Consider the following 22,529-nt stretch of genomic DNA (forward strand, 5'->3'; position numbering starts at 1 on the left):
CCCCCCGACATGCACAGTGCAGCCCCCCCGGAGCAGCCCTCCCCACACCCCCGCGTTGCCGTGATCGGCGGCGGTCCGGCCGGCCTGATGGCGGCCGAAACCCTGGCCGGCACCGGCGTGGACGTCACCGTGTTCGACGCCATGCCCTCGGTCGGGCGCAAGTTCCTGCTCGCCGGGCGCGGCGGGCTCAACCTCACCCACAGCGAGGCGGCCGACACCTTCCTCACCCGCTATGGCGAGCGCCGCGACGCCCTCGCACCGATGCTCGCCGCCTTCGGCCCGCAGGCGCTGCGCGAATGGGCGCACGGCCTCGGGGTGGAGACCTTCATCGGCAGTTCCGGGCGCGTGTTTCCGCGCGAAATGAAGGCGGCGCCGCTGCTGCGCGCCTGGCTGGCGCGGCTGCGCGCGGCCGGCGTGCACTTCGCCGTACGCCACCGCTGGCTGGGCTGGGCCGGGAGCGGCACGGCGCTGCGCTTTGCCGCCCCGGGCGGAGAACGCACGGTCGCGGCCGACGCCGTGGTGCTCGCGCTGGGCGGCGGCAGCTGGGCCAGGCTGGGCTCGGACGGCGCCTGGGTGGCGCCGCTGCGCGCCGCCGGAGTCGACGTCGCCACGCTGCAGCCGGCCAACTGCGGCTTCGACATCGGCTGGAGCGCGCACTTCGCCGAGCGCTTCCGCGGCCAGCCGCTGAAATCGGTCGCCGCCCGCGTCACCGACGCCGGCGGCCGCGTGCACCAGCGTGCCGGCGAAGCCCTGATTTCCGCCACCGGCATCGAAGGCGGACTGATCTACGTCTTGTCGGCGGTGCTGCGCGACACCCTGCGCGCCCAGGGCAGCGTCACCCTCCATCTCGACCTCGCCCCCGGGCGCAGCCTCGAGCGCCTGGCCGCCGAGCTTTCCCGGCCGCGCGGTCGCCGCTCGCTGGCCAGCCACCTGCAAGGCCAGGCCGGAATCAAGGGAGTCAAGGCCGGGCTGCTGCACGAATGCCTGGGGAAAGCCGATTTCGACGATCCCGCCCGCCTCGCCGCCGGGATCAAGGCGCTGCCGCTGCGCCCGGCCGCGCCGCGCCCGCTCGACGAGGCGATCAGCAGCGCCGGTGGCGTGCGCTTCGAAGCGCTGGACTCGAAGCTGATGCTGCAGGCGGTTCCCGGCGTGTTCTGCGCCGGCGAAATGCTCGACTGGGAAGCGCCCACTGGCGGCTACCTGCTCACCGCCTGCTTCGCCAGCGGCGCGGCCGCCGGGCGCGGCGTGCGGGCGTGGCTGCAGGACCGCACGCCGCGCCCGGCGGCCGGTGGATGAAAGAGATCGCGGCAAGGGATCGCTGAACGGAGCGGGCGAACAGGGCCGGACGAAGAAAGCCGGCGGCGTCTCACCCGGGCCTGGGCAACCGGGCTGGCCTCGTCACCGCGGGTCGGAAGAGCATCCGCGCTCGCGGGCCACGACCACCGCCTCGAGGCGGCGCAGATACAGGGCGAGGCCGAACACGGCGAGCACGCACGCCCCGACGGCGAGGCTCACCCCGGGCCAGCGCCCCCAGCTCCAGGCCAGACCGGCGAGGGAACCCGGGATGCTGGCCCCCAGGTAATAGCCGGTGAGGTACAGCGCCGCGGCCAGCGCCCGCCGCTCGCCCGCGCGCGCGCCGACCCAGCCGCTGGCGGTGGCGTGGGCGCCGAAAAAGCCGAAGGTGAACAAGGCCACGCCCCCCATCACGGCAGGGAGCGATTCAGGCACGGTCAGCCCCAGGCCGAGCCCCATCACCGCCACCATGATCCACAGCACCTGCCTGCGTCCGATCCGATCGACCAGCCGCCCCGACCACGCCGAAGCCCAGGTGCCCAGCACGTAGAGCAGGAAAATGGCTCCGATCGCGCTCTGCCCCAATTCGAAAGGCGCGGCCTCGAGGCGGAAACCGAGATAATTGTAGAGCCCGACGAATGCCCCCATCAGCAGGAAGGAGGACAGGAACAGGACGGGCAGGCCGGGGTCCCGGAACATGCGGCCCAGATCGGCGACGAGGGCGGCAGGCTGCATGCTGCGCGGCTGGAAATGACGCGACGCCGGCACGCATTTCCAGAACAGCAGGGCGGCCGCGAGTCCGATCAGGCCGAGGACCAGGAAGGCGCTCTGCCAGTCGCTCCACTCGGTGACCAGCGCGGCGATGAAGCGCCCGCTCATTCCCCCCAGGGCGTTGCCGGCGATGTAGAGCCCCATCGCCCGGCCTCTGGCGTCGGGGGCGATTTCCTCCCCCAGCCAGGCCATCGCCGCAGCAGGCAGCCCAGCGATGGAAATGCCGAGCAGGGTGCGCAGGACCAACAGTTGCTGGAAATCCTCCACCAGCGGCATCAGCAGGGCAAAGAAGGCCGAGCCGGCGAGCGAGCATTTCATCAACCGCGCCCGGCCGAAGCGGTCCGACAGCAGGCTGGCGGGCACCAGCATCAGCGCGAGCGCCGCCGTAGCGACCGAAACCGACAGGCTGGCGCTGGCCGGTGCCACGCCGAAATACGCGGAAAACAGGGGGAGCAAGGGCTGGGGGCCGTACAGCAGGCAGAACGTGGCGAAGCCGCCGACGAACATGGCGAAATTGGCCCGCCGGTAGGCGGCCGTGCCGGCGGCGAGGTGGCTGGATTCCCGGGGAGCGGTGGACATGGGCGCAGGCGTTCGGAGGTAGGCGTTCGAGGGCATCCTAGTTGCCCTTTTACACCCAGTCCAATATATTTAATAACAGCAAATAATCTAAAAAATAGATCAATGGAACTGCGTCACCTGCGTTACTTCGTCACTGTGGCCGAAGAGCTGCATTTCACCCGGGCCGCCGAACGCCTGCACATCGGCCAGCCGCCTTTGTCGATGCAGATCCGCGATCTGGAAGCGGAGCTGGGCGTGGCCCTGTTCGAACGCAGCAAGCGCCGGGTGACGCTGACCGAAGCCGGAGAACGCTTTCTGGTGCGCGCCCGGGCGATCCTCGACGATGCCGCGGCGGCGACCGAAGAAGCCCGGCGCGCCGCCCGCGGCGAGCTGGGCCGGCTGCGGATCGGCTTCACCTCCTCCCTGCCCTACTCCACCACCCTGCCCGACCTGCTCTACGCTTACCGCCAGCGCTATCCGGACGTGGAGCTGCAACTCACGGAAATGTTCACCGACGCGCAATTGGCCGCGCTGGCCAGGGGCCGGCTGGATGTGGGCCTGGTGCGCTATGTCGGCGGCGCCGTCGCGGAAGGGGTCAAGGTGCGGGAAATCGGCCGCGATCCCCTGCGCCTGGTGATCAACGCCGCCCACCGCCTCGCCGGGCGGAGCTCGATCCGCTTCGCCGAGCTCGCCGACGAAGCCTTCATCGCCTTTCCGCCGGGCGCGGGGACGGGGCTGCCGGCCCTGCTCGCGCAGCTCGGCCGGCGTGCCGGCTTCGAGCCCCGGATCGTGCAGACCGCACGCGAGGCCACCACCCAGATCGGCCTCGTCGCCGCCGGCCTGGGCCTGGCCCTGCTCCCCGCCCCGCTCGAATGCGTGCACATTCCCCGCGTCCGCTACCTGCCGATCGACGACGAAGGCGCCCATTTCGCCCTCTCCGTCGCCGTCCGCGAAACCGATACCCGCCCCCTGCTGGCAGGCTTTCTCGAAGTACTGGAGCAGCTGCGGCCGCAAGCCGGCTGAACCCCGCAAGCCGCCAGACGACTCACCAGTTCGACTCGCGCTCCGGAGTCGCGCTGATGCGGTGGATCGACAGGTCGGCGCCGTTGAACTCCTCCTCCTGCTCCAGGCGCAGACCGACCGCCACCTTCAACGCCCCGTAGACGAGCCCGCCGCCGACGAGCGCGACGGCGATGCCGAGCGCAGTCATCAGCAGCTGCGGCAGGAACGCCACGCCGCCCAGGCCGCCGAGCGCTTCGCTGCCGAACACCCCCGCCGCCAGCCCGCCCCACGCGCCGCACAGTCCGTGCAGCGGCCACACCCCGAGCACGTCGTCGATCTTCCAGCGGTTCTGGGTCAGGGTAAACATCAGCACGAACAGCGCGCCCGCGACCGCGCCCACCACCAGCGCCCCGAGCGGGTGCATCACGTCCGAACCGGCGCACACCGCGACCAGGCCGGCGAGCGGGCCGTTATGGACGAAGCCGGGGTCATTGCGCCCGGCCGCGAGCGCCGCCACCGTGCCGCCGACCATCGCCATCAGCGAGTTGATCGCCACCAGGCCGGAAATGCTGTCGAGCCTCTGCGCCGACATCACGTTGAAGCCGAACCAGCCCACGATCAGGATCCACGCGCCGAGGGCGAGAAAGGGGATCGACGACGGCGGGTGCGCCGCGATCGCGCCGCTGCGCGAATAGCGCCCGCGCCGCGCCCCCAGCAGCAGCACCGCCGGCAGCGCGATCCAGCCGCCCATCGCGTGCACCACCACGGAGCCGGCGAAATCGTGGAACTCGGCACCGAAGCTCGCCTTCAGCCAGGCCTGGATGCCGAAGGCCTGGTTCCAGGCGATGCCTTCGAATAACGGATAGACGAAGCCGACGAGCAGGAAGGTCGCCGCCAGCTGGGGCTGGAAGCGGGCGCGCTCGGCGATGCCGCCGGAGATGATCGCCGGTATCGCCGCAGCGAAGGTCAGCAGGAAGAAGAAGCGGGTCAGTTCGTAGCCGCTTTTTTCGACCAGGACCTGGGCGCCGCTGAAAAAATCCACGCCGTAGGCGATGCCGTAACCGATGAAGAAATAGGCCAGCGTCGACACCGCGAAATCGGACAGGATCTTCACCAGGGCATTGACCTGGTTCTTCTTGCGCACCGTGCCGAGCTCGAGGAAAGCGAACCCGGCATGCATCGCGAGCACCATGATGGCGCCCAGCAGGATGAACAACACGTCGTTGCTGGAATTGCTTGCTTCCATAAGACCTCCATATCGGACGATCTTTTCAAGCAAGCACTGTTCCAGTGCGAAAAAACGCGCCGAATCAAACTGTTGCCACCCTTTCCGGGCATTTCTGCGCACCACGGACGTGCGCTATGCGCAGAACCCCCTCCAACTTGGTGCATCGTGCCGCGGCGCCGGCCGAAGCGAGTTGCCGCCGCGATGCAGCTCGCCTATGGTGAAGCGTGGCCGGCGCATGGAAACCGTTCGCCGGCCACGGCGTTCCCGGCCACGCACCGCCCACCGCCGGGAGCAGGCCGCAGCCCGGCGCACCGCCCCGCAAGGAGATCCCCATGAGCAAGTACAAGGTCGGCTACTTCGTCGGCAGCCTGTCGAGCACTTCGATCAATCGCCTGCTGGCGCAAGCGCTGGTGCGCCTGGCGCCGCCCGAACTGGAACTGAGCGAAATCCCGATCAAGGACCTGCCGCTCTACAGCCAGGACTACGATGCCGACTTCCCGCCGGTCGCGCGCACCCTCAAGAAGAGCATTGCCGAGGTCGATGCCATCCTCTTCGTCACTCCCGAATTCAACCGCTCGATTCCCGGCGGGCTGAAGAACGCGATCGACTGGGCGAGCCGGCCCTGGGGCAAGAACTCCCTCGCCCGCAAGCCCACGGCCGTGATCGGCGCTTCCCCCGGCTCGATCGGCACCGCGCTGGCGCAGCAGAGCCTGCGCGGCGTGCTGTGCTTCTGCAACGCTCCCCTGATGAATACGGTCGAGGCCTACATTCAGTTCAAGCCCGGCCTGATCAGTGCAGACGGCCAGGTCACCGACCCGTCGACGGCCGATTTCCTGCGCAACTACATGAACGAGTTCCACGCCTTCATCGTGCGCGTGCTGACCGTGCTGCCGCGCACCCCCTGATCGATCGACCCCGAACCCACCACGACCGCCAGGACGCCCCGTCCCGGCCGTGGTGCGGCGCGCGGCGCGGCCGGCCGCGGACGCTCCGTCCGGCGAGGAACCGCAGCGCCTTCGGGCAGCCGCCTTTGGGCCGTTTTCGCGCCGCAGCGTAAAATGCGTTTTTGACCGCCCCTCGCCGCCAATGCCCGCCTCCCCTGCCGCCGCCCGCCGCCCCGAACTGCTCGCCCCCGCCGGCACCCTGGAGATGATGCATACCGCCTTCGCCTACGGCGCGGACGCGGTCTATGCCGGCCAGCCGCGCTATTCGCTGCGCGTGCGCAACAACAGCTTCGGCCAGCTCGATACGCTCGCCGCCGGCATCGACGCCGCCCACGCCGCCGGCAAGCTGTTCTACCTGGTCGCCAACATCACCCCGCACAACGCCAAGATCCGCAGCTTCGAGGCCGACATGGCGCCGGTGATCGCGCTGCGCCCCGACGCCCTGATCATGGCCGACCCCGGGCTGATGATGCTGGTGCGCGAGCGCTGGCCGGAGACCGACCTCCACCTCTCGGTGCAGGCCAACACCACCAACTACGCCTCGGTGCGCTTCTGGCAGTCGGTCGGGGTCAAGCGCATCATCCTGTCGCGCGAACTGTCGCTCGACGAGATCGCCGAGATCCGCGACGCCTGCCCGGACGTCGAGCTCGAAGTCTTCGTCCACGGCGCGCTGTGCATCGCCTACTCCGGACGCTGCCTGCTGTCGGGCTACTTCAACCACCGCGACCCCAACCAGGGGAGCTGCACCAATGCCTGCCGCTGGGACTACAGCCTGCACGAAGCGGGCGAGGACGCCAGCGGCAACATCCACGCCGACGGCGGCCCGCCGATCGGCACCCCGAAGGACGCCGGCGCGGTCGGCACCGCCACCCGCAGCCGGCGCCAGCTGGCACACGGCGCCGCGCTCGGCGGCGGCCCGCGCCACATCGGCGGCAGCAAGCCGTGGCTGCTCGAAGAAGGCACCCGCCCCGGCGAGTTGATGCCGATCGAGGAGGACGAGCACGGCACCTACATCCTCAACTCGAAGGATCTGCGCGCGATCGAGCACGTCCACCGGCTGGTCGAGATCGGCGTCGATTCACTGAAGATCGAGGGCCGCACCAAGAGCCCGTACTACGTCGCCCGCGCCGCCCAGAGCTACCGCCGGGCGATCGACGACGCCCTCGCCGGCCAGCCCTTCGACCCCCGCCTGCTCGGCGAACTCGAAGGGCTGGCGAGCCGCGGCTACACCGACGGCTTCTACCAGCGCCACCACACCCCCGAACAGCAGAACTACCTGCGCGGCCATTCCGAATCCGGACGCAGCCTGCTGGTCGGCGAAGTGGTGGGCTACGATGCCGCCCGCGGACTGGCCGAAGTCGAAGTCAAGAACGGCTTCGCCCCCGGTGACCGGCTCGAGTTCGTGCAGCCCGCCGGCAACCGCGACGGCGTGCCGACGCAGGTCCTCGCCGCCGACGGCAGCCCGCTCGCGCGCGTCCCCGGCAGCGGCCGGCGGGTGTGGCTGGCGCTGCCCGCAGGCAGCGACCCGGCGCAGCCCTGCTTCATCGCCCGCTACCTCTGACCCCCCGCCGCCCGCGGGTACCGCAGCTTCCCGCGCCGCTGCCCGCCCTCTCCCGCCTCCCGACCTTCGCCATGATCCTCGACATCGACCTCGTTTCCGACTTCGTCTGCCCCTGGTGCTTCCTCGGCAAGACCCGCCTCGACCACGCCCTCGCCGAACTCCGCGCCAGCCGCCCCGACCTCGAAGTCCGGGTGAACTGGCTGCCCTTCTTCCTCAACCCGGACACGCCGGCGGCGGGCGAGCCCTACCGCGCCTTCCTCGACGCGAAATTCGGCGGCCCGATCAAGGCCGAGGCGGCGCTCGACCGCGTGCGCGAGGCGGCCGCGGCGGACGGGCTGGACTACGCCTTCGAACGCATCCAGACCCGCCCCAACACCCTCGACGCGCACCGCCTGATGTACCGGGCGCAGGCCGCGGGGCGCAAGCCGGCCCACATCCAGGCCCTGGCCCAGGCCTTGTTCGCCGCCCATTTCCAGGAAGGGCGGGACATCGGCGATGCGGACACGCTGGCCGACATCGCCACCGCCTGCGGCGACCGTCGCGACGCCGTGACGGCCTACCTCGCCGGCAAGACGGACGTCGACAAAGTCCGGCGCATGGCCGAGGGCGTGCGCCGGCAGGGCATCGACGGCGTGCCTTTTTTCATCCTCAACCGCAAGCTCGCAGTGTCCGGCGCGCAATCAACCGCGATCCTGGGGGCGACGATCCTGCAGTCGCTGGAAACGGCCAAACCCTCCTGAGCCTGTTGCGGCGTGCGGGAACACCCGCCGCCACGCCCGCGTCTGAACGAAGGCGAAGCGCCGTGGACGGGGTTCGACCCGTGTCGTCCACCGGTTTTCCGTCGCCTCGCGCCGATCGAGGATGAACGCCCACCCCCATGCTCTCCACCGACGACCTCGAAGCCCTCGCCCGGGCCCACCGGCTGCTCGACAGCCCCAGCCTTGCCGCACGGCTGAGCGGCTTCATCGGCAGCCCGCTCGAACGCGGCCTGGCACGCCTGCCGCAAGCCTGGCGCGCCCGCGTCGGCGCGCTCGCCCACGACGCCCTGCTGCGTGCGCTCGCGGCGGCGGCGAAAACGCTGAAGGCGGAAGCGGACAGCGCCTCGCCGCGCCTGCACAAGCTGCTCGGCTCGGTCAGCGGCGGTGCCGGCGGCGCCTTCGGCCTCGCCGGGCTGACGGTGGAAATTCCGCTGTCGACGATCCTGATCATGCGCGCCATCCTCGACATCGCGCGCGCCGAAGGCGAGGACATCGGCACCGCCGGTGCGCGCCTGGCGGCGCTCGAAGTGTTCGCCCTCGGCAGCCACGCGCCCAGCGACGATGCCGCCGATGCTGGCTATTACGCGGTCCGTGCGGCGCTCGCCAGCGGCGTCAGCGAGGCCGCCCGCCACCTCGCCGAAAAGGGCTTGAGCGCCGAAGGCGCGCCCGCGCTGGTGCGCCTGATCACGCTCGTCGCCGCGCGCTACAAGGTCCAGCTCACGCAGAAGGCCGCCGGCATGCTGGTGCCGGGCATCGGCGCCGCCGCCGGCGCCGCAATCAACCTGATGTTCATGAACCACTTCCAGGACGTCAGCCGCGGCCACTTCACCGTGCGCCGGCTCGAACGCCGCTACGGCGCGGACGCGGTGCACGCCGCGTGGCAGGTGCTGGACGCGCACAGGGGCACGCCGCGGCCCTGAGCCGCACGTGGCTCGGACGCGCCCGGCCGGTGCTCAGGCCAAGCCACTCAAGCCAGGCCGAAATGCGAGCGAACCCGCTCATCGAGCAAGGTCCTGCAATCCTCGTCGGAGCAGGACGCCAGACGGTCGTGGATTTCCCGCGAGACCTGCCGGAATGCATCAATCACACAGGGATCGAAGTGGCGGCCTGCGTCCCTTTCCAGAATCGCCATGGCCGCATCAAACCCCATCGCCTCTTTGTAAGGGCGCTTGGAACACAACGCATCGAACACGTCCGCCACGGCGAAAATACGCGCCGAAAGAGGAATCGCCAGCCCCTCCAGGCGGCGGGGGTAGCCCGTTCCATCCCACTTTTCATGGTGGCCGGAGACGACGTTGCGCGCCTTTTCGAGCCAGCCGATCCCGCCGATGATTTCTTCCCCTTGCTCGACATGGGTGCGCATGATGGAGAACTCGCTTTCATCGAGCTTTCCGGGCTTGAGCAGGATGGCATCGGGAATGGCGATCTTGCCGATGTCGTGGAGGAAGCTGCCGACGATCAGCGCCTGCATGTCGCTGCCCGCCACACCCAGCTGCTCGGCAAGCCTGATGGCGATCCAGGCCACCCGGCAATTGTGCCCTCCCGTATCCGAATCACGTTTGGCGATCGCACGCCCCAGCGCCTCCATCGTCGAGAGGTGGGCGCCGAGCACGTCGCGCGCCCGGCGTTCGTTTTCCGCAGACAGATTCACCACGACGGGGTAGATGGCCGCGCCGCACAGCAAGGCGGCCAAGCCGACCAGCGCGGCAATCCCCAGCGCGTCCGAGCGCATCTGCGCCTGCTGCCATTCGGGGACGACCCGGACGCCTTCGAAGTAGCCGGTCACGGCAGAGCGGGGGGCTTCCAGCGATTCGCGCAGTGGCACGAACACGCGCAGCACCCAGCGCCCGTCGGCAAGGTTGATGCTTTCGTAGGACGCCCGGGTATAGGCGGGTCTGCCGTGCGATGACAGCAGGGGCTCAACCTCTTCGCCTTCCGCCGTCATCGTCTCGGCCAGCTTCAGACCGTTGCGGTCGTATATCTCGGCAATATCGAAGAGCCCCCCGGTGATGGCCTTCGCCGCCTGGACGGCATGTTCGGTGGCCGCCGCATCCGGCCGGTAAATGGCTCCGGAATGGCTGATCAGCCGTTGCGACTCCTCGATTGCAAGGGCCACCGTGCTCTCTTCCGCCTTCTCCCGGGCCACGAACCACGCCGCCACGCTCGCGAGTGCAGCCAGAACGATGCTGACGGCGGCGATGCGGAATGCGGCCTTCCTGCTGAAAGAATTCATCTCCGTCCCTTTCCTCTCCTTGCCGTTACCGATGCCGTCAACGAGCGCGCCCGAGCTGCAGCCTCGCCCCCCTTAGCGGGCGGCGCCCCCCGCCGCGCCCAGGCCGAGCAGTTCGCGCACCCGCGCCTCGCCGAGCACGCCCGATACCGCCGTCGCCCCGCCGCGACCGTCGAACAATAGCGTGCGCGGCAGCTCGCCGCGCCAGTCCGGATCGATGGCGAAGGCCAGGCGCTCGGGGGCCTCGTCGCCATAGGCAAAACGCTCGCCGGGCACGCCGAAACGGTCGAGGATCGCGCCCAGCTGCGGCTCGGCCGGTTCCACGGCGAGCGTGATCAGGCGTAGGCCGGGCTCGGCCTGCGCCATCGCCGCGAACAGGGCAAGGTTCTTCTTGCAATGCACGCACTCGGCCGACCACAGCGCCAGGATGGTCGGCGCGCGGTGGGCGGCAGGCGCGACGAGGCGGCGCGCGCCGGCCGCATCGAGGCTGACGAAAGCCGGTGCGGCGGGAGGCATCGCAGCGGCACCCGCCGCGGCGGGCACGCCCGCCGTCATCGTGGCCGCAGCGCCCGGCGGCGCCCAGCCCAGCAAGACGGCTGCGAGCACGGCAGCCAGCGCGGTTGCCGCATTTTTCTTCAGGCGGTTCGTCTTCATCGCAGTTCATACCCCTTCATGCCTTCATCGGCGGTGCGCCAGAATGCGAACAGGGTCTCGTCCCGGCGCAACAGGCGCGGCTGGTCGGACGCACCCGCGGTGGCGGCCAGTTCCTGGCTGCGGAAGCTGCGCCCGCCATCGTCGGAGAGTTCGGCGAAAAGCCGGGTGCGCTCGCCGTCGAACTCCTTCCACACGATGGCAAGGCGCGCACCGGCAAGGGCGATGTCGGCATGCGCGGCGCGCGGCCCGCCGACCGCACGCTGACCTTCGACCGCGCCGGCGCTGAGGCGGCCGTAGAACACCCGCCCCACGCCCTCGCGCTGATTGAACCACACTGCATGGCGGCTGCCGTCGGCGGCGACCGCCAGCGCCGGGCCATGGTGCGGGCAGGCGTCGATCTGCCAGCGGTCGAAGGTCGCGCGCGCAAGCGGCGCCATCGTGCCGTCGGCGTCGAGACGGGCGAGCGCGTGGTCGCGCTCGTTGGGCGCGAAGACGTGGCGCCACAGCAGCAGCGGCGCACCGTCGACGTCCTCGGTCAGCGCCAGCCGGCAGCACTGGCAGCTGTGGTCGACGAGCTTCACTTCGGGCCGGAAGCTGCGTCCGCCGTCGTCGGACAGCGCGGCATAGATCGCCGAGCCGCGGTAGTCGCCGCCCTCGCGCCTGGCTGCGGCACCGTCACGGCCGTCGATCCAGGCCAGCACCACCCGGCCGTCGCCCATCACCCGCATCGCGTTGAAGCTGTGGCCGACGATGCTGCGATCGCGATGCACGGTCACCGGCTCGTTGAAGTGCAGGCCGTCGGCGGCGCGCGCGAAGCGGACGTCGCCGGTGAAACGCTCCTCGAAGCGGCGCGCCCACGACACCAGCACCGCGCCGTCGGCGGCGAAGGCGAGCTGCGGCCGGTTCTCGCCGTCGGCCGCGATCGCCTCCGGGACGTGGTTGACCACCGCCGCTTCGACCCAGTGCTGGCCGGCATCGGTGCTGCGGTGGAGCACGACATGGCCGTCGCGGCTGGCGACCGCGTACCAGCTGCCGTCGGGCGCGACCGCGGCGCTGGTGCCGAGTTCGGGCCGCGCCGCCTTCGCCGGCCTGTCCGCCGCAGCGTGGCCGCCGTTAGCAAGGGCGGCACCGACGATGGCGAAGGCCAGCGCGACGCCGAGCAGGCGACGGCCGCAGCGTGAAAGCAATCCTTTCATCATCGTCCTCACCATTTCGCCTGCAGGCCGGCATAGACGGTGCGCGGCAGGCCGGCGGTGTAGCTGGCTGCACCGCTCGACAGGCTCGAAGTCTCGGCGTGGCGGCGGTCGAACAGGTTGGTGACGCTGGCGTAGGCCTCGAAGCCCTTGGCGAAGGGGACGCTCGCGCGCAGGTTGAAGAGGTCGTGGCCGTCGTACTTGCTGGTGTTGGCGGCGTCGCGCCAGTAGCTGCCGAGGCGGAACCATTCGAGCTGCACGCGCCCGCCGTTCATCGCCGCCGGCGCGTAGCTCAGGCGGGTGTTGGCGAGCAGGCGCGGCGCGGTTTCCATCTCCTTGCCGTTGAAATTTGCGGTACCCGATACGACCCAGGTTTCGTAGGTGTGCTTGGCGTAGGACAGGCTGGCATCGAGCCGCCAGTCGCGCGCCAGCGCCAGGCCGAGGCCGGCCTCGACGCCGCGGTGCAGGGTCTCGCCGGCATTGACCGCGGTGCGCTGGTTGGTGAGCGGGTCCTGGAAGCTGACGATGTCGTCCTTCTTGGTCATGTGATAAAGGGACAGTTCGTAGCTGAGGCTGCCCGCATGGCCGCGCAGGCCGGTCTCGAAGCTGTCGACGATGACCGGCTTGAGCTTCAGCAGCGATTCGGCCTGGGCCTGGGCGCGCGCCGCGCTGGACTCGCGGCTGCCGCGGAAGACCTGGCTTTCGGAGGGCGCACGGAAGGCGTTGCTGTAGGACACGAAGCCGCTCAGCTGCTCGGTGAACGCCCAGGTGGCGCCCAGCTTCGGGCTGAGGTGGTGGTAGCCGACCTTGGTGCTGGCCGCGTGGCCGTACCAGCCGTTCCCCGGGAAAGGTCCCGCCACGCCCTGGGTGGCGCCGGCCGCACCGCCGTTGAACTCGTTCGTGTAGTCGTACTGCATGTCGTCGTAACGCACTCCGGCAGTGACGCGCAGACGCTCGAGCGGCGAGATTTCACCGTGAAGATAAGGCGAGAGGGCGCGGAAGGTGACGTCGTAGCGATAGATCTGCACCGCCGCCACGGCACGGTCGAGGCGGTAGGAGGTGCCGCCGAAGGCGTTGGTCGTGCGCGTCAGGGCGATCGAATCCTCGTCGCGCGAGCCGGGGCTGTAGTCGACATCGAAGCCGGCGATGAGGCGCGCGCGCAGCGGCACGAAATCCATCCGGTACTTGCTCAGGAAGCCGAAGGACTGGTTCTCGGTCCGGTAACGGTTGGGGTCGTAGCTGACCGTCCAGCTCGGGATGATCTTCATCCGGTTGTCGCGGAAGTAGGGCGTCACCGACAGCAGGGTGGTGGCGCTCTCGCGCTCGAAGGCGGTCGACAGGCGGAAGGCATCGACTTCACGGAAGGAGAACGGGATGTTGTTGCTGCGCGGCGCGTGGTGGAACTCGGCCCGGTTCAGGCTGCCGACGTGCTGCTGGTCGACGCTGGAGAAGGACAACACGGTCTTCAGCATCGCGTCGTCGGCCAGCGCGCGGTCCCAGCGCAGGGTGCCGGCGCGGCGGTCGTAGCCGGCGTCGCGCTGCCAGCCATCGCTGTGGGTCAGGTTCAGGCTGGCACGCCAGGCGTCGTCCGCATCGGCGTCGCCGCCGCTCGCCAACACCCGGCCCCAGCCGTGCGCGCCGGCCTCGCCACCGAGCTCGAACTCGGGCCCGACAGGCGGCGTGCGCGTGAGCACGTTGATCGTGCCGCCGATCGCGTCCGAACCGTAGAGCGCGCTGCCCGGGCCTTTCGAGACTTCCAGCCCGCCCGATTGCGGCACGTTGATTTCGTACAGCGCGTTGTGGTTGAAGAAGCCGGTCGAGCGCGTCGGAATGCCGTCCTCCAGATAGAGGTAGACCGCGGCGGTGGTCAGCGGCTGGCGGATCGCGGTGGAGTGGCCTTCGCCCGACAGGTTGCTGATCCACACCCCGGGGACCTGGTTGAGCACGTCCTTCGGGTGCGCCGGGCGGGTTGCGGCGAGGGTCTCTTCCTTCACTGCGGACACCGTGGCCGGGGTCTCGCCGAGCGGGCGCGCCTCGCGCGTCGCGGTGACGCTGACTTCGCCCAGCACGGGCAGGGTTTCGGCGGCGGCGGCGAACGCGGCGCCGAGGGCCGCACTCAGGGCGGCAAGCTGCTTGTATTTCACGCTGTACTCCTTTCCTGGATGCGCGGGCACGCACCGGGGCCACGCCGCCGGCAGCGTCTGCGCATCGACATCGGGGGGCGGGCGCGCGCGCCCGCCGGGTCGATCGACTCGGGTTAACCGATGAACGGAGGAGCCCCCGCAGCCGCCGTGGGCACGGCGGTGGCCGGAGACTCAGGCGTACGCGGGCGGTGCGCGTGGACGGGAGGCGGCCCACGGCAGACGGGGCCGTGGCGCGTGGAGGGTGAACGCGGCAACGACGTCCGCACCCTGGGGCGCCGCCGGCACGCCCGCCGCGCCCCAGGGCACGGGCAGCGCGCTGGCGAACAGGCTGCAGAAGGCACAGGGCTTGAGCGGGCGCTCCGCATCGTCGGCCGGGTCCTGCGCGCCGCCGGCGGCGGCGACATGCTCGATGCCGTAGGCGGTGCAGATCTCCAGCCACATCGCGTCGCCCGAGGCGCGATAGGCCGCTTGCGACAACGCCGGCGCGAGCGCCGCCACCAGCATCGCGAAGGTCGCGATCCAGGCGGTGAGCGTGCGGGCGGAGGCGGTCATCAGTGGACGGCCACGCAATGCTTCGTGTCGCAACGGGAAGCGGAACGAAAAACGCGGCGGAGAAACGTCACTCGATGTTCTGCACCTGCTCGCGCATCTGCTCGATCAGCACCTTCATTTCCATCGCGATCGCGGTGATGTCGGTGGCGGGGGACTTCGAGGCCAGGGTGTTGGCCTCGCGGTTGAGTTCCTGCATCAGGAAGTCGAGGCGTTTGCCGGCGGCGCCGCCGGCCTTGAGGATGCGTTCGACCTCGTCGAGATGGGTGACGAGGCGGGAGAGCTCTTCGGCGACGTCGATGCGCTGGGCGTAGAGCGCGACTTCCTGGCGGATGCGGTCCTCGTCCAGGCTGGCGACCGCGTCGCGCAGCTTGGCGGTGAGGCGCTCCTGGTATTCGAGCACCACCGCCGGCATGCGCGGGGTGGCGACGGCGACCAGCTCTCGCATCCGCACGACGCGCTCGCGGATCATGGCGGCGAGCTTGTCGCCTTCGCGGCGGCGGCTGGCGACCAGTTCGTCGACCGCGGCCTCGGTGAGGGCGACGATCGCCGGCAGCATCTCGTCGAAGCCGAGGCTGTCGTCGGCGAGCATGCCCGGCCAGCGCAGCAGTTCATGAACCGACAGCGGCGCGGCATCGGCAAAACGGGCACGCAGGCCGGCCTCGGCCTCGGCGAGCTGGTCGAGGAGGGCGGCGTTGAGCGCCAGCCCGCGCGCGGCGCCGGGCCCGGCCTGCAGGTTCAGCCGGCACTCCACCTTGCCCCGGCCGAGGCGCGCGGCCAGGCGTTCGCGGATCGCCGGTTCGGCCTGGCGCAGGTCGTCGACGATGCGAAAGCCGAGATCGAGGTAGCGGGAATTGACGCTGCGCAGCTCGAGGTGGAGGCTGACGCTGCCCAGGTCGCGGTTCTGCACCGCGAAGCCGGTCATGCTGTGGATCATCGAGGGGTCTCCGGGAACCCGGCGTGATCGTTTACACTGGGGTCCGATTCAGGAAGGAAGCTGTGAAGACCGCGATTCTAGCGCCCCCGAAGACCCCGTCTCAAGCCAGCCCGCTGCCGGCGGGCTGCGCGCTCGAGCGCTACCGCATCGAACGCCCGCTGTCGCGGGGCGGCTTTTCGACCGTCTATCTGGCCCACGACGAGACCGGCACTCCGGTCGCGGTCAAGGAATACCTGCCGGGCGCGCTGGTGCAGCGCGACGCCGGCGAGATCGAGCCACGGGTGACGGACGCCCAGCGCGCCGTCTTCTTCCGCGGCATGAAGTGCTTTTTCGAGGAAGGGCGCGCACTGGCCCGGCTGGATCACCCCAACGTGACCCGGGTGCTCAATTTCTTCCGCGCCAACGGTACCGTTTACATGGTGATGCGCTTCGAGCACGGCCGCACCCTGCACGACACCAGCCGCCACCACCGCGGCGCGCTGCCGGAAGTCTTCGTCCGCACGCTGTTCGCGCGCCTGCTCAACGGCCTGCGCGAAGTCCATGCGCACCGCCTGCTGCATCTCGACCTCAAGCCGACGAACATCCACCTGCGCCCCGACGGCACCCCGGTGCTGCTCGATTTCGGCGCCGCGCGCCAGATCCTGCACGCCGACCAGGCCGTGCTCGAACCGATCTTCACGCCCGGCTTCGCCGCCCCCGAACAGCACGACCGCGGCGCGCCCCTGGGCCCGTGGACCGACATCTACGGCGTCGGCGCGAGCCTCTACGCCACGCTCGCCGGCGCCGCGCCGCCGCGCGCCGACGAGCGCCGCCGGACGGATTCCCTCGTGCCGCTGGCGCGGACCCGGGCCGACTACAGCGCCGACCTGCTCGAGCTCGTCGACCACTGCCTGCGGCTCGACCCCCTGGCCCGCCCGCAAAGCGTCCCTGCGCTGCAAAAGGCGCTGCGCCGCCCCCCCACGCCGGCCCCCCGCCCGCCCCGGCCCAGTCTGCTGCGTGGATGCGTCAAGGCCCTGGCCGCCGGCCGCTGACCGAGCGGCATGTTCTTTCTTCCCCGACACGCCGGAGCGGCCGATGCCGCCTCCATCCCTCCACCGTGACACGCCCTCTCGACCCAGGAAACCTCATGCGACCCAGCCAGCGCCAGCCCGACCAACTCCGCCCCGTCCGCCTCACCCGCGGCTTCACCTGCCACGCCGAAGGTTCGGTGCTGGTCGAATTCGGCGCCACCCGCGTGCTGTGCACCGCCAGCGTCGAAGACAGCGTGCCCGCCTTCCTCCGCGGCAAGGGCCAGGGCTGGCTCACCGCCGAGTACGGCATGCTGCCGCGCGCCACCCATACCCGCAGCGCGCGCGAGGCGGCCAAAGGCAAGCAGAGCGGCCGCACCCAGGAAATCCAGCGCCTGATCGGGCGCAGCCTGCGCGCGGTGGTCGACCTCGCCGCACTCGGCGAACGTCAGATCGTCATCGACTGCGACGTGCTCCAGGCCGACGGCGGTACCCGCACCGCAGCCATCACCGGCGCCTGCGTCGCGGTGCACGACGCCCTCGTCGGCCTCGTCGCCGCCGGCAAGCTCGCCCGCAACCCGATGCGCGAGTTCGTCGCCGCGGTGTCGGTCGGCATCCACGACGGCGTGCCGGTGCTCGACCTCGACTACGCCGAAGACTCGGCCTGCGACACCGACATGAACGTGGTGATGACCGAGGGCGGCGGCCTCATCGAAGTGCAGGGCACCGCCGAAGGCGCGGCGTTTTCGCGCGCCGAGCTCGACGCCCTGCTCGATCTCGCCGAACTCGGCGGCCGCCACCTGTTCGAACTGCAGCGTGCCGCCGTGCACGGCGGCTGAACCTGTCGCTGCCCCCTGAGCTGCCCCCTCCCACTCGATCCGCACCGGAACCCCGCCATGCCCGCCCGCCTCGTCCTCGCCAGCAACAACGCAAAGAAAGCCGCCGAAATGCGGGCGCTGCTCGCCCCCCTCGGCATCGAAGTGATTCCGCAATCGGTGTTCGGCGTCGGCGAAGCGGAAGAGCCGCACCCCACCTTCGTCGAAAACGCGCTCGCCAAGGCCCGCCACGCCGCCGCCGCCACCGGCCTGGCGGCAGTCGCCGACGACTCCGGGCTGTGCGTCGAAGCGCTCGGCGGCGCGCCCGGCGTGCATTCGGCGCGCTTTGCCGGCGAGCCCAAGTCCGACGCGCGCAACAACGCCCTGCTGCTCGAGCGGCTCGCCGCCTTCCCCGCCCCCGAGCAGCGCCGCGCCTACTTCTATTCCGCGGTGGTGCTGGTGCGCCACGCCGACGACCCGCGCCCGCTGATCGCCGACGGCGAATGGCACGGCCAGATCCTCCCTGCCGTGCGCGGCGACGGCGGCTTCGGCTACGATCCGCTGTTCTGGCTGCCCGAACTGGAACAGACCGCCGCCGAACTCGACGCAGCGCTGAAGAACACCCTCAGCCACCGCGGCGCGGCGATGCGCCACCTCCTCGACCGCCTGCGCAGCCACCCGCTGTAAGCGCCGTCCGCCGCGCCGGCCCCACCCAGGCCCCACCCGGCCTCAACTCCGCCCCCGGCAAGACCGCCTCCACCCCCCACGCTTTTCGTCCCGCCTCCGCCACCGTGACCACCCGCCGCATCATTCCCCTCACCCCCGCTCCGCCGCCCGCCGCCGCCCTCGCCCTGCCCGCGCGTGCCCGCCTCACAGCTCCGCCGCCGCTGGCGCTATACGTGCATTTCCCCTGGTGCGTGAAGAAGTGCCCCTACTGCGACTTCAACTCGCACGCCCCGCGCAGCGGCGGCATTCCCGAGCGCGCCTGGCTCGACGCGGTGCTCGCCGACCTGCAGGCGGCGCTGCCGCAGGTGTGGGGGCGGCGGGTGCTGAGCGTGTTCATCGGCGGCGGCACCCCCAGCCTGATGTCGGCGCAGACGCTGGATGCGCTGCTCACCGGCATCCGCATGCTGCTGCCGCTCGAGCCGCTGGCCGAAATCACCCTCGAAGCCAACCCCGGCACCGTCGAAGCCGCCCGCTTCCGCGACTACCGCGCCGCCGGCGTCAATCGCCTGTCGCTCGGCATCCAGAGCTTCGACGACGCCCTCCTCGCCCGCATCGGCCGCATCCACGACGGCAGCGAGGCGCGGCGCGCAGTCGATGCCGCGCAGACGCACTTCGAGCGCGTCAATCTCGACCTGATGTACGCCCTCCCCGGACAGACGCCGGACATGGCGCTCGCCGACCTCGAGACCGCGATCGCTTGCGGCGTGCACCACCTGTCCTGCTACCACCTCACCCTCGAACCCAACACCCCCTTCGCCCACCACCCGCCGCCACTGCCCGACGACGACAGCGCCGCCGACATGCAGGAAGCGTTCGAAGCGCGCCTCGCCGCCGCCGGGTTCGAGCACTACGAGACCTCCGCCTTCGCCCGCCCCCACGAGCACAGCCGGCACAACCTCAACTACTGGACCTTCGGCGACTACCTCGGCCTCGGCCCCGGCGCCCACGGCAAGCTCTCCAGCCACGAAGGCATCCGCCGCGAGATGCGCCACAAGCACCCCGCGCGCTACCTCGAAGGCGCGGCACATGGCGACTTCATCCAGGAGGCGCGCGAAGTGACGACGGCCGAGCTGCCCTTCGAATTCATGATGAACGCGCTGCGCCTCAGCGAAGGCGTGCCGGCGCAGCTGTTCGCGGCGCGCACCGGGCTGCCGCTGGAGGTGATCGCGAACGAGCTGGCGCAGGCCCGCGAACACGGGCTGCTCGACACCGCCGATGGCCAGCTCCGCCCGACCCTGCATGGGCGGCGCTTCCTGAACGAGTTGTTGCAGCTGTTCCTGCGGGATTGAGCACTTATGGAAACGTCGTTCAGCCTTCGGGTAAGCGACTTTTTGAGCATCCTATTCCCCTTGTGCGGGGGATAGGATGCTCAAAACTTGTAGCTTGCGCTCGCCCCAGCATAGAGGCTGCGCTCGGGACCAGGCTCGTAGTAGCGTTTGTTGGCGTCACCTACGATCACCGAGCCCACATGTTTACGGTCGAGCACGTTGTCGACCCGCAGCAGCTGGCCGAAGGTCCATGGCCCCTGGTGCTGCTCGGCGGACAGCCGCAGATTGACGAGCGTGTAGGCCGGGGCAGCGCGGTCAGTGTTGAGGTCATTCACCTTCAGCTCTCCGCGATGTGACACCTCGCCAGCGAGCGTCACACCCGGCGTCACCTGCCAAGCCAGTTCGGCGAACGCCGCAAGGCGTGGGATGCCGGGAATGCGGTTGCCGGCCGCAACGGTGGTCCCGCGGCTGGTGAACTCTTCGTCGTACTCGGCCTGCATCCAGGTCAACGAGGCGCGCGCCATCAGCGTGCGCGTCAGCTCTGCATGGGCGGCGAATTCGATGCCCTGGCGCAGCGTGCGACCGGCGTTCTGGTAGCTAGTCCGGCCCTCCTCCGAGGCGGACACGACGATCTCGTCCTCGGTCTCAATCCTAAACAGTGCGACGTTGATCCGCGCGTTGTCGGCCACGAAGGTCTTGATGCCGATCTCCGCCTGGCGACTGGTGCTCGGACGCAGCCCAAAGTTGAAGCCGGTGGTGGACGTCGCGTACGAAAGCTCGTTGAGTGTCGGCGTCTCGTAGCCAGCGCCTACACTTGCATAGAGGCTGGTCGCGGGGTTTAGTGCATAGCTCACCCCGAGCGCCGGCGTGGTCTTGCTGAAGCGCACAGTGCCACTGTCATCGTGGTTGTCAGCGTTGATGTAGCGGTCTTCCACCTTGAAAGAAACCCGTGAATGGCGAGCGCCGAGCGACCACTGCCACGGCCCGCTTTTCCACTGCGCCTGCACGTAGGGATCGATGCTGGTGATGGTGTCGAGTTCGTCGCGGCGCAGTCGCCCCTTCACCCCGAGCGTGGTGCCGACAAAGTTCTCGTAGCCACGACGATCATCCTCGGAGCGGTCGTAATCGATACCGGTGGTCAGGGTGAGTTCACCGCTTCCCATCGCGCGCTGCGAAATCCAGCGCACGCCCATGCCATGGAAGTCGCGGTCGAAATCGACCACGCCACCGGCATGACGCGGGCTGGACTGGAAGCCCCTGGAAAAGGATTGATACTGGGTCACGGCGCGCCGGCCGGCATACGCAGACAGCTGCAGGCGATTCTCGCCGAAACGGCGTTCGTAGGTCGCGCCGCCCTGCAGATGGTGGATGCTCTTGCGCGTATCGTAGCGAACCCCATAGGAACGTTTCGGGATCTCGGTGTCGAGCGGATCGATTGTTAGGGACTGTGGATCGCGCTCGTAGGTCTCCCAGGTCACTCCCAGCGGATCCTCCGTATCCAGCTGCCGCAGGCCGTTGGCCACCAGGGTCAGCGTGCTGTCCTCGTCCGGGCTCAGCGTCAGCTTGGCGAAGCCCTGGTCCCGGCGAGCCTTGCTGTGGTCACGGTAGCCGTCGGTGTCGAAACGCGAGGTGTCGAGCACGAAGCCGATGCCGCCCTTCTCACCCTCGGCGCCTATACCGAATTTGGTCGTGCCCCAACTTCCACCGAGCACGCTTGCGCGCACCCGCGGCTCGCCTTCGCCCTTGCGCGAGAAGAGCTGGATCACGCCGCCAGCGTGGTTGCCGTAGACGGTGGAGAAGGGGCCGCGCATGACTTCGATGCGCTCGGCAGTGTCGAGGTTGAAGGTCGCCGCTTGACCCTGACCATCGGGATTGGTGGCGGGGATGCCGTCGGCGATGAGCTTGACGCCGCGCACACCGAACGCTGCGCGCGCGCCGAAGCCGCGGATCGAGATCTGCAGATCCTGCGCGTAGTTCTGGCGGTTCTGGATCACCAGACCAGGCACACCGGCGAGCGCCTCGGAGGCATTGACGCCGAGATGGCCCGCCTGGTTGGAACGCATGTCCACCGAATCGATCGCGTAGGGCAGGTCGAAGCTCCCGGTAGCGATGGGCGTGCCGGTGACCACGACCGGATTGAGCACAGCCGCGTCCTGATCCGTCATCGCGGCATCCCGCGCGCCGGCAATACAGGCGAAGCCCGCCAGGGCCCCGGGGAATGCGATGCGTAAGGCGCGCGAGAGCGCACTGGTACGTTGCCGCGCGCGGCATACTGTGTGGAAAGCAGGCACGGCAGGTTGAAAAGTCAGCTTCACGGGCAGGTTCCTCGGCAGGCAGGGGGGCGCCCCTTCCCGAGCCCCCTTAGCGCCGGCGATCACCTTCCGCACGCCCCTCTGAGGGGCGAACTTTCCAAGAATGAGCACCAACAGCACGGTACCGATTAGTGCTGCGAAGGCGATCGGCATGTCCAGGAGCATTGCCCCGAATAGCCCACCCAAAAAGACTGCTCCCATCATTTTCCGTGGTCCCTTACGTTTGCTCTGTTCGAAAAACTCTGCCTCCTGCGCGGGTAGTCCGAGTTCCTCGGCTCTATGCCGTTTCCTGTGGCGGTAAGACACACCCAGATGGGTGTGGATCTGCAGCAGCGGATCGCGCTGACGGCCGGTCTTGCGGTCGTCCTCGTAGAACTCGACTTCACTTCTTTCGAAGTCGGCAATGGTCCACAGCGTGTCACCGAAAATCAGGTCGCCGATACCGGACGTTTTGCTGCCAGCGAGATCGACACCCTGTTTTCCAAACGGCAGGATGACCAGTGGGTCAACGATGCAGTCGCCCCAGCGGGTGAAATGGACGTAGCGGATAAGGCCGGCATCGAACTCAAGATCTAGCTT

19 protein-coding genes are annotated in these 22,529 nt (G+C 69.6%); 10 read left to right on the forward strand and 9 right to left on the reverse strand.

All coding sequences use genetic code 11. The features are described 5' to 3' along the window. Positions 1-9 precede the first annotated feature (9 nt). On the forward strand, positions 10-1,296 hold the full coding sequence (locus Tharo_RS16680; RefSeq protein WP_107222174.1) for a TIGR03862 family flavoprotein: 1,287 nt from the start codon (positions 10-12) through the stop codon (positions 1,294-1,296). A 102-nt stretch (positions 1,297-1,398) separates the two neighbouring features. Here Tharo_RS16680 and Tharo_RS16685 read toward each other — a convergent pair whose 3' ends face one another. After that, positions 1,399-2,643 (reverse strand): MFS transporter, encoded by a 1,245-nt coding sequence (locus Tharo_RS16685; RefSeq protein ID WP_425444940.1) that lies wholly within the window; start codon positions 2,641-2,643, stop codon positions 1,399-1,401. A 102-nt stretch (positions 2,644-2,745) separates the two neighbouring features. Between Tharo_RS16685 and Tharo_RS16690 the strand changes: the two genes are divergently transcribed. Next, entirely contained in the window at positions 2,746-3,645 is a 900-nt protein-coding gene (locus Tharo_RS16690; RefSeq protein ID WP_107222175.1) for a LysR family transcriptional regulator, read from the forward strand. 22 nt (positions 3,646-3,667) lie between these two features. On the opposite strand, the gene Tharo_RS16695 is transcribed toward Tharo_RS16690, so the two are convergent. After that, positions 3,668-4,870, reverse strand: coding sequence for an ammonium transporter (locus tag Tharo_RS16695; protein WP_107222176.1), 1,203 nt, complete (start codon positions 4,868-4,870; stop codon positions 3,668-3,670). Positions 4,871-5,184: 314 nt separating this feature from the next. On the opposite strand from Tharo_RS16695, the gene Tharo_RS16700 reads away from it, so the two are divergent. The 4 genes from Tharo_RS16700 to Tharo_RS16715 all read left to right on the forward strand — a co-directional run bounded on the left by Tharo_RS16700 (position 5,185) and on the right by Tharo_RS16715 (position 9,035). Beyond that, the gene (locus Tharo_RS16700; protein WP_107222177.1) at positions 5,185-5,757 is read left to right on the forward strand and encodes an NADPH-dependent FMN reductase; all 573 of its coding nucleotides are present in this window, start codon (positions 5,185-5,187) and stop codon (positions 5,755-5,757) included. A 181-nt stretch (positions 5,758-5,938) separates the two neighbouring features. Further along, positions 5,939-7,357, forward strand: a complete 1,419-nt coding sequence (trhP, locus tag Tharo_RS16705) for a prephenate-dependent tRNA uridine(34) hydroxylase TrhP (RefSeq protein WP_107222178.1) — start codon at positions 5,939-5,941, stop codon at positions 7,355-7,357. 71 nt (positions 7,358-7,428) lie between these two features. Continuing rightward, entirely contained in the window at positions 7,429-8,097 is a 669-nt protein-coding gene (locus tag Tharo_RS16710) for a DsbA family oxidoreductase (protein ID WP_107222179.1), read from the forward strand. 137 nt (positions 8,098-8,234) lie between these two features. Next, positions 8,235-9,035 (forward strand): EcsC family protein, encoded by an 801-nt coding sequence (locus Tharo_RS16715; RefSeq protein ID WP_107222180.1) that lies wholly within the window; start codon positions 8,235-8,237, stop codon positions 9,033-9,035. A gap of 47 nt (positions 9,036-9,082) precedes the next feature. On the opposite strand, the gene Tharo_RS16720 is transcribed toward Tharo_RS16715, so the two are convergent. From Tharo_RS16720 to Tharo_RS16745, 6 genes are all read right to left on the reverse strand, one after another. Further along, positions 9,083-10,348, reverse strand: a complete 1,266-nt coding sequence (locus tag Tharo_RS16720) for an HD-GYP domain-containing protein (protein ID WP_107222181.1) — start codon at positions 10,346-10,348, stop codon at positions 9,083-9,085. 72 nt (positions 10,349-10,420) lie between these two features. Continuing rightward, positions 10,421-10,999 carry a TlpA family protein disulfide reductase gene (locus Tharo_RS16725; RefSeq protein ID WP_245880952.1) on the reverse strand — a complete coding sequence of 193 codons (579 nt, stop codon included), beginning with the start codon at positions 10,997-10,999 and terminating at the stop codon, positions 10,421-10,423. Further along, the gene (locus Tharo_RS16730) at positions 10,996-12,198 is read right to left on the reverse strand and encodes a sialidase family protein (protein ID WP_245880953.1); all 1,203 of its coding nucleotides are present in this window, start codon (positions 12,196-12,198) and stop codon (positions 10,996-10,998) included. The genes Tharo_RS16725 and Tharo_RS16730 overlap by 4 nt, the downstream gene beginning before the upstream one ends. A 5-nt stretch (positions 12,199-12,203) precedes the next feature. Further along, positions 12,204-14,336 carry a TonB-dependent receptor gene (locus Tharo_RS16735; RefSeq protein ID WP_107222182.1) on the reverse strand — a complete coding sequence of 711 codons (2,133 nt, stop codon included), beginning with the start codon at positions 14,334-14,336 and terminating at the stop codon, positions 12,204-12,206. A 171-nt stretch (positions 14,337-14,507) separates the two neighbouring features. Next, positions 14,508-14,906, reverse strand: a complete 399-nt coding sequence (locus Tharo_RS16740; protein WP_245880954.1) for a DUF2946 domain-containing protein — start codon at positions 14,904-14,906, stop codon at positions 14,508-14,510. A gap of 49 nt (positions 14,907-14,955) precedes the next feature. Then, positions 14,956-15,822, reverse strand: coding sequence for a YicC/YloC family endoribonuclease (locus Tharo_RS16745; RefSeq protein ID WP_107222184.1), 867 nt, complete (start codon positions 15,820-15,822; stop codon positions 14,956-14,958). 62 nt (positions 15,823-15,884) lie between these two features. Between Tharo_RS16745 and Tharo_RS16750 the strand changes: the two genes are divergently transcribed. The 4 genes from Tharo_RS16750 (at position 15,885) to hemW (ending at position 19,659) form a co-directional block, all read left to right on the forward strand. Continuing rightward, a complete protein-coding gene (locus Tharo_RS16750; RefSeq protein WP_245880955.1) occupies positions 15,885-16,853 on the forward strand; it encodes a serine/threonine-protein kinase in 969 nt (322 codons plus the stop codon). A gap of 95 nt (positions 16,854-16,948) precedes the next feature. Next, the gene (rph, locus tag Tharo_RS16755) at positions 16,949-17,668 is read left to right on the forward strand and encodes a ribonuclease PH (protein ID WP_107222185.1); all 720 of its coding nucleotides are present in this window, start codon (positions 16,949-16,951) and stop codon (positions 17,666-17,668) included. A 57-nt stretch (positions 17,669-17,725) separates the two neighbouring features. Then, positions 17,726-18,331, forward strand: coding sequence for an RdgB/HAM1 family non-canonical purine NTP pyrophosphatase (rdgB, locus tag Tharo_RS16760; RefSeq protein WP_107222186.1), 606 nt, complete (start codon positions 17,726-17,728; stop codon positions 18,329-18,331). A 104-nt stretch (positions 18,332-18,435) separates the two neighbouring features. After that, the gene (gene hemW / locus Tharo_RS16770) at positions 18,436-19,659 is read left to right on the forward strand and encodes a radical SAM family heme chaperone HemW (protein ID WP_107222187.1); all 1,224 of its coding nucleotides are present in this window, start codon (positions 18,436-18,438) and stop codon (positions 19,657-19,659) included. A gap of 80 nt (positions 19,660-19,739) precedes the next feature. Here hemW and Tharo_RS16775 read toward each other — a convergent pair whose 3' ends face one another. Further along, positions 19,740-21,863 (reverse strand): TonB-dependent receptor family protein, encoded by a 2,124-nt coding sequence (locus Tharo_RS16775; protein WP_245881072.1) that lies wholly within the window; start codon positions 21,861-21,863, stop codon positions 19,740-19,742. Between the last annotated feature and the right edge of the window lie 666 nt (positions 21,864-22,529).

It is taken from the genome of Thauera aromatica K172 (assembly GCF_003030465.1).
Lineage (GTDB): Bacteria > Pseudomonadota > Gammaproteobacteria > Burkholderiales > Rhodocyclaceae > Thauera > Thauera aromatica.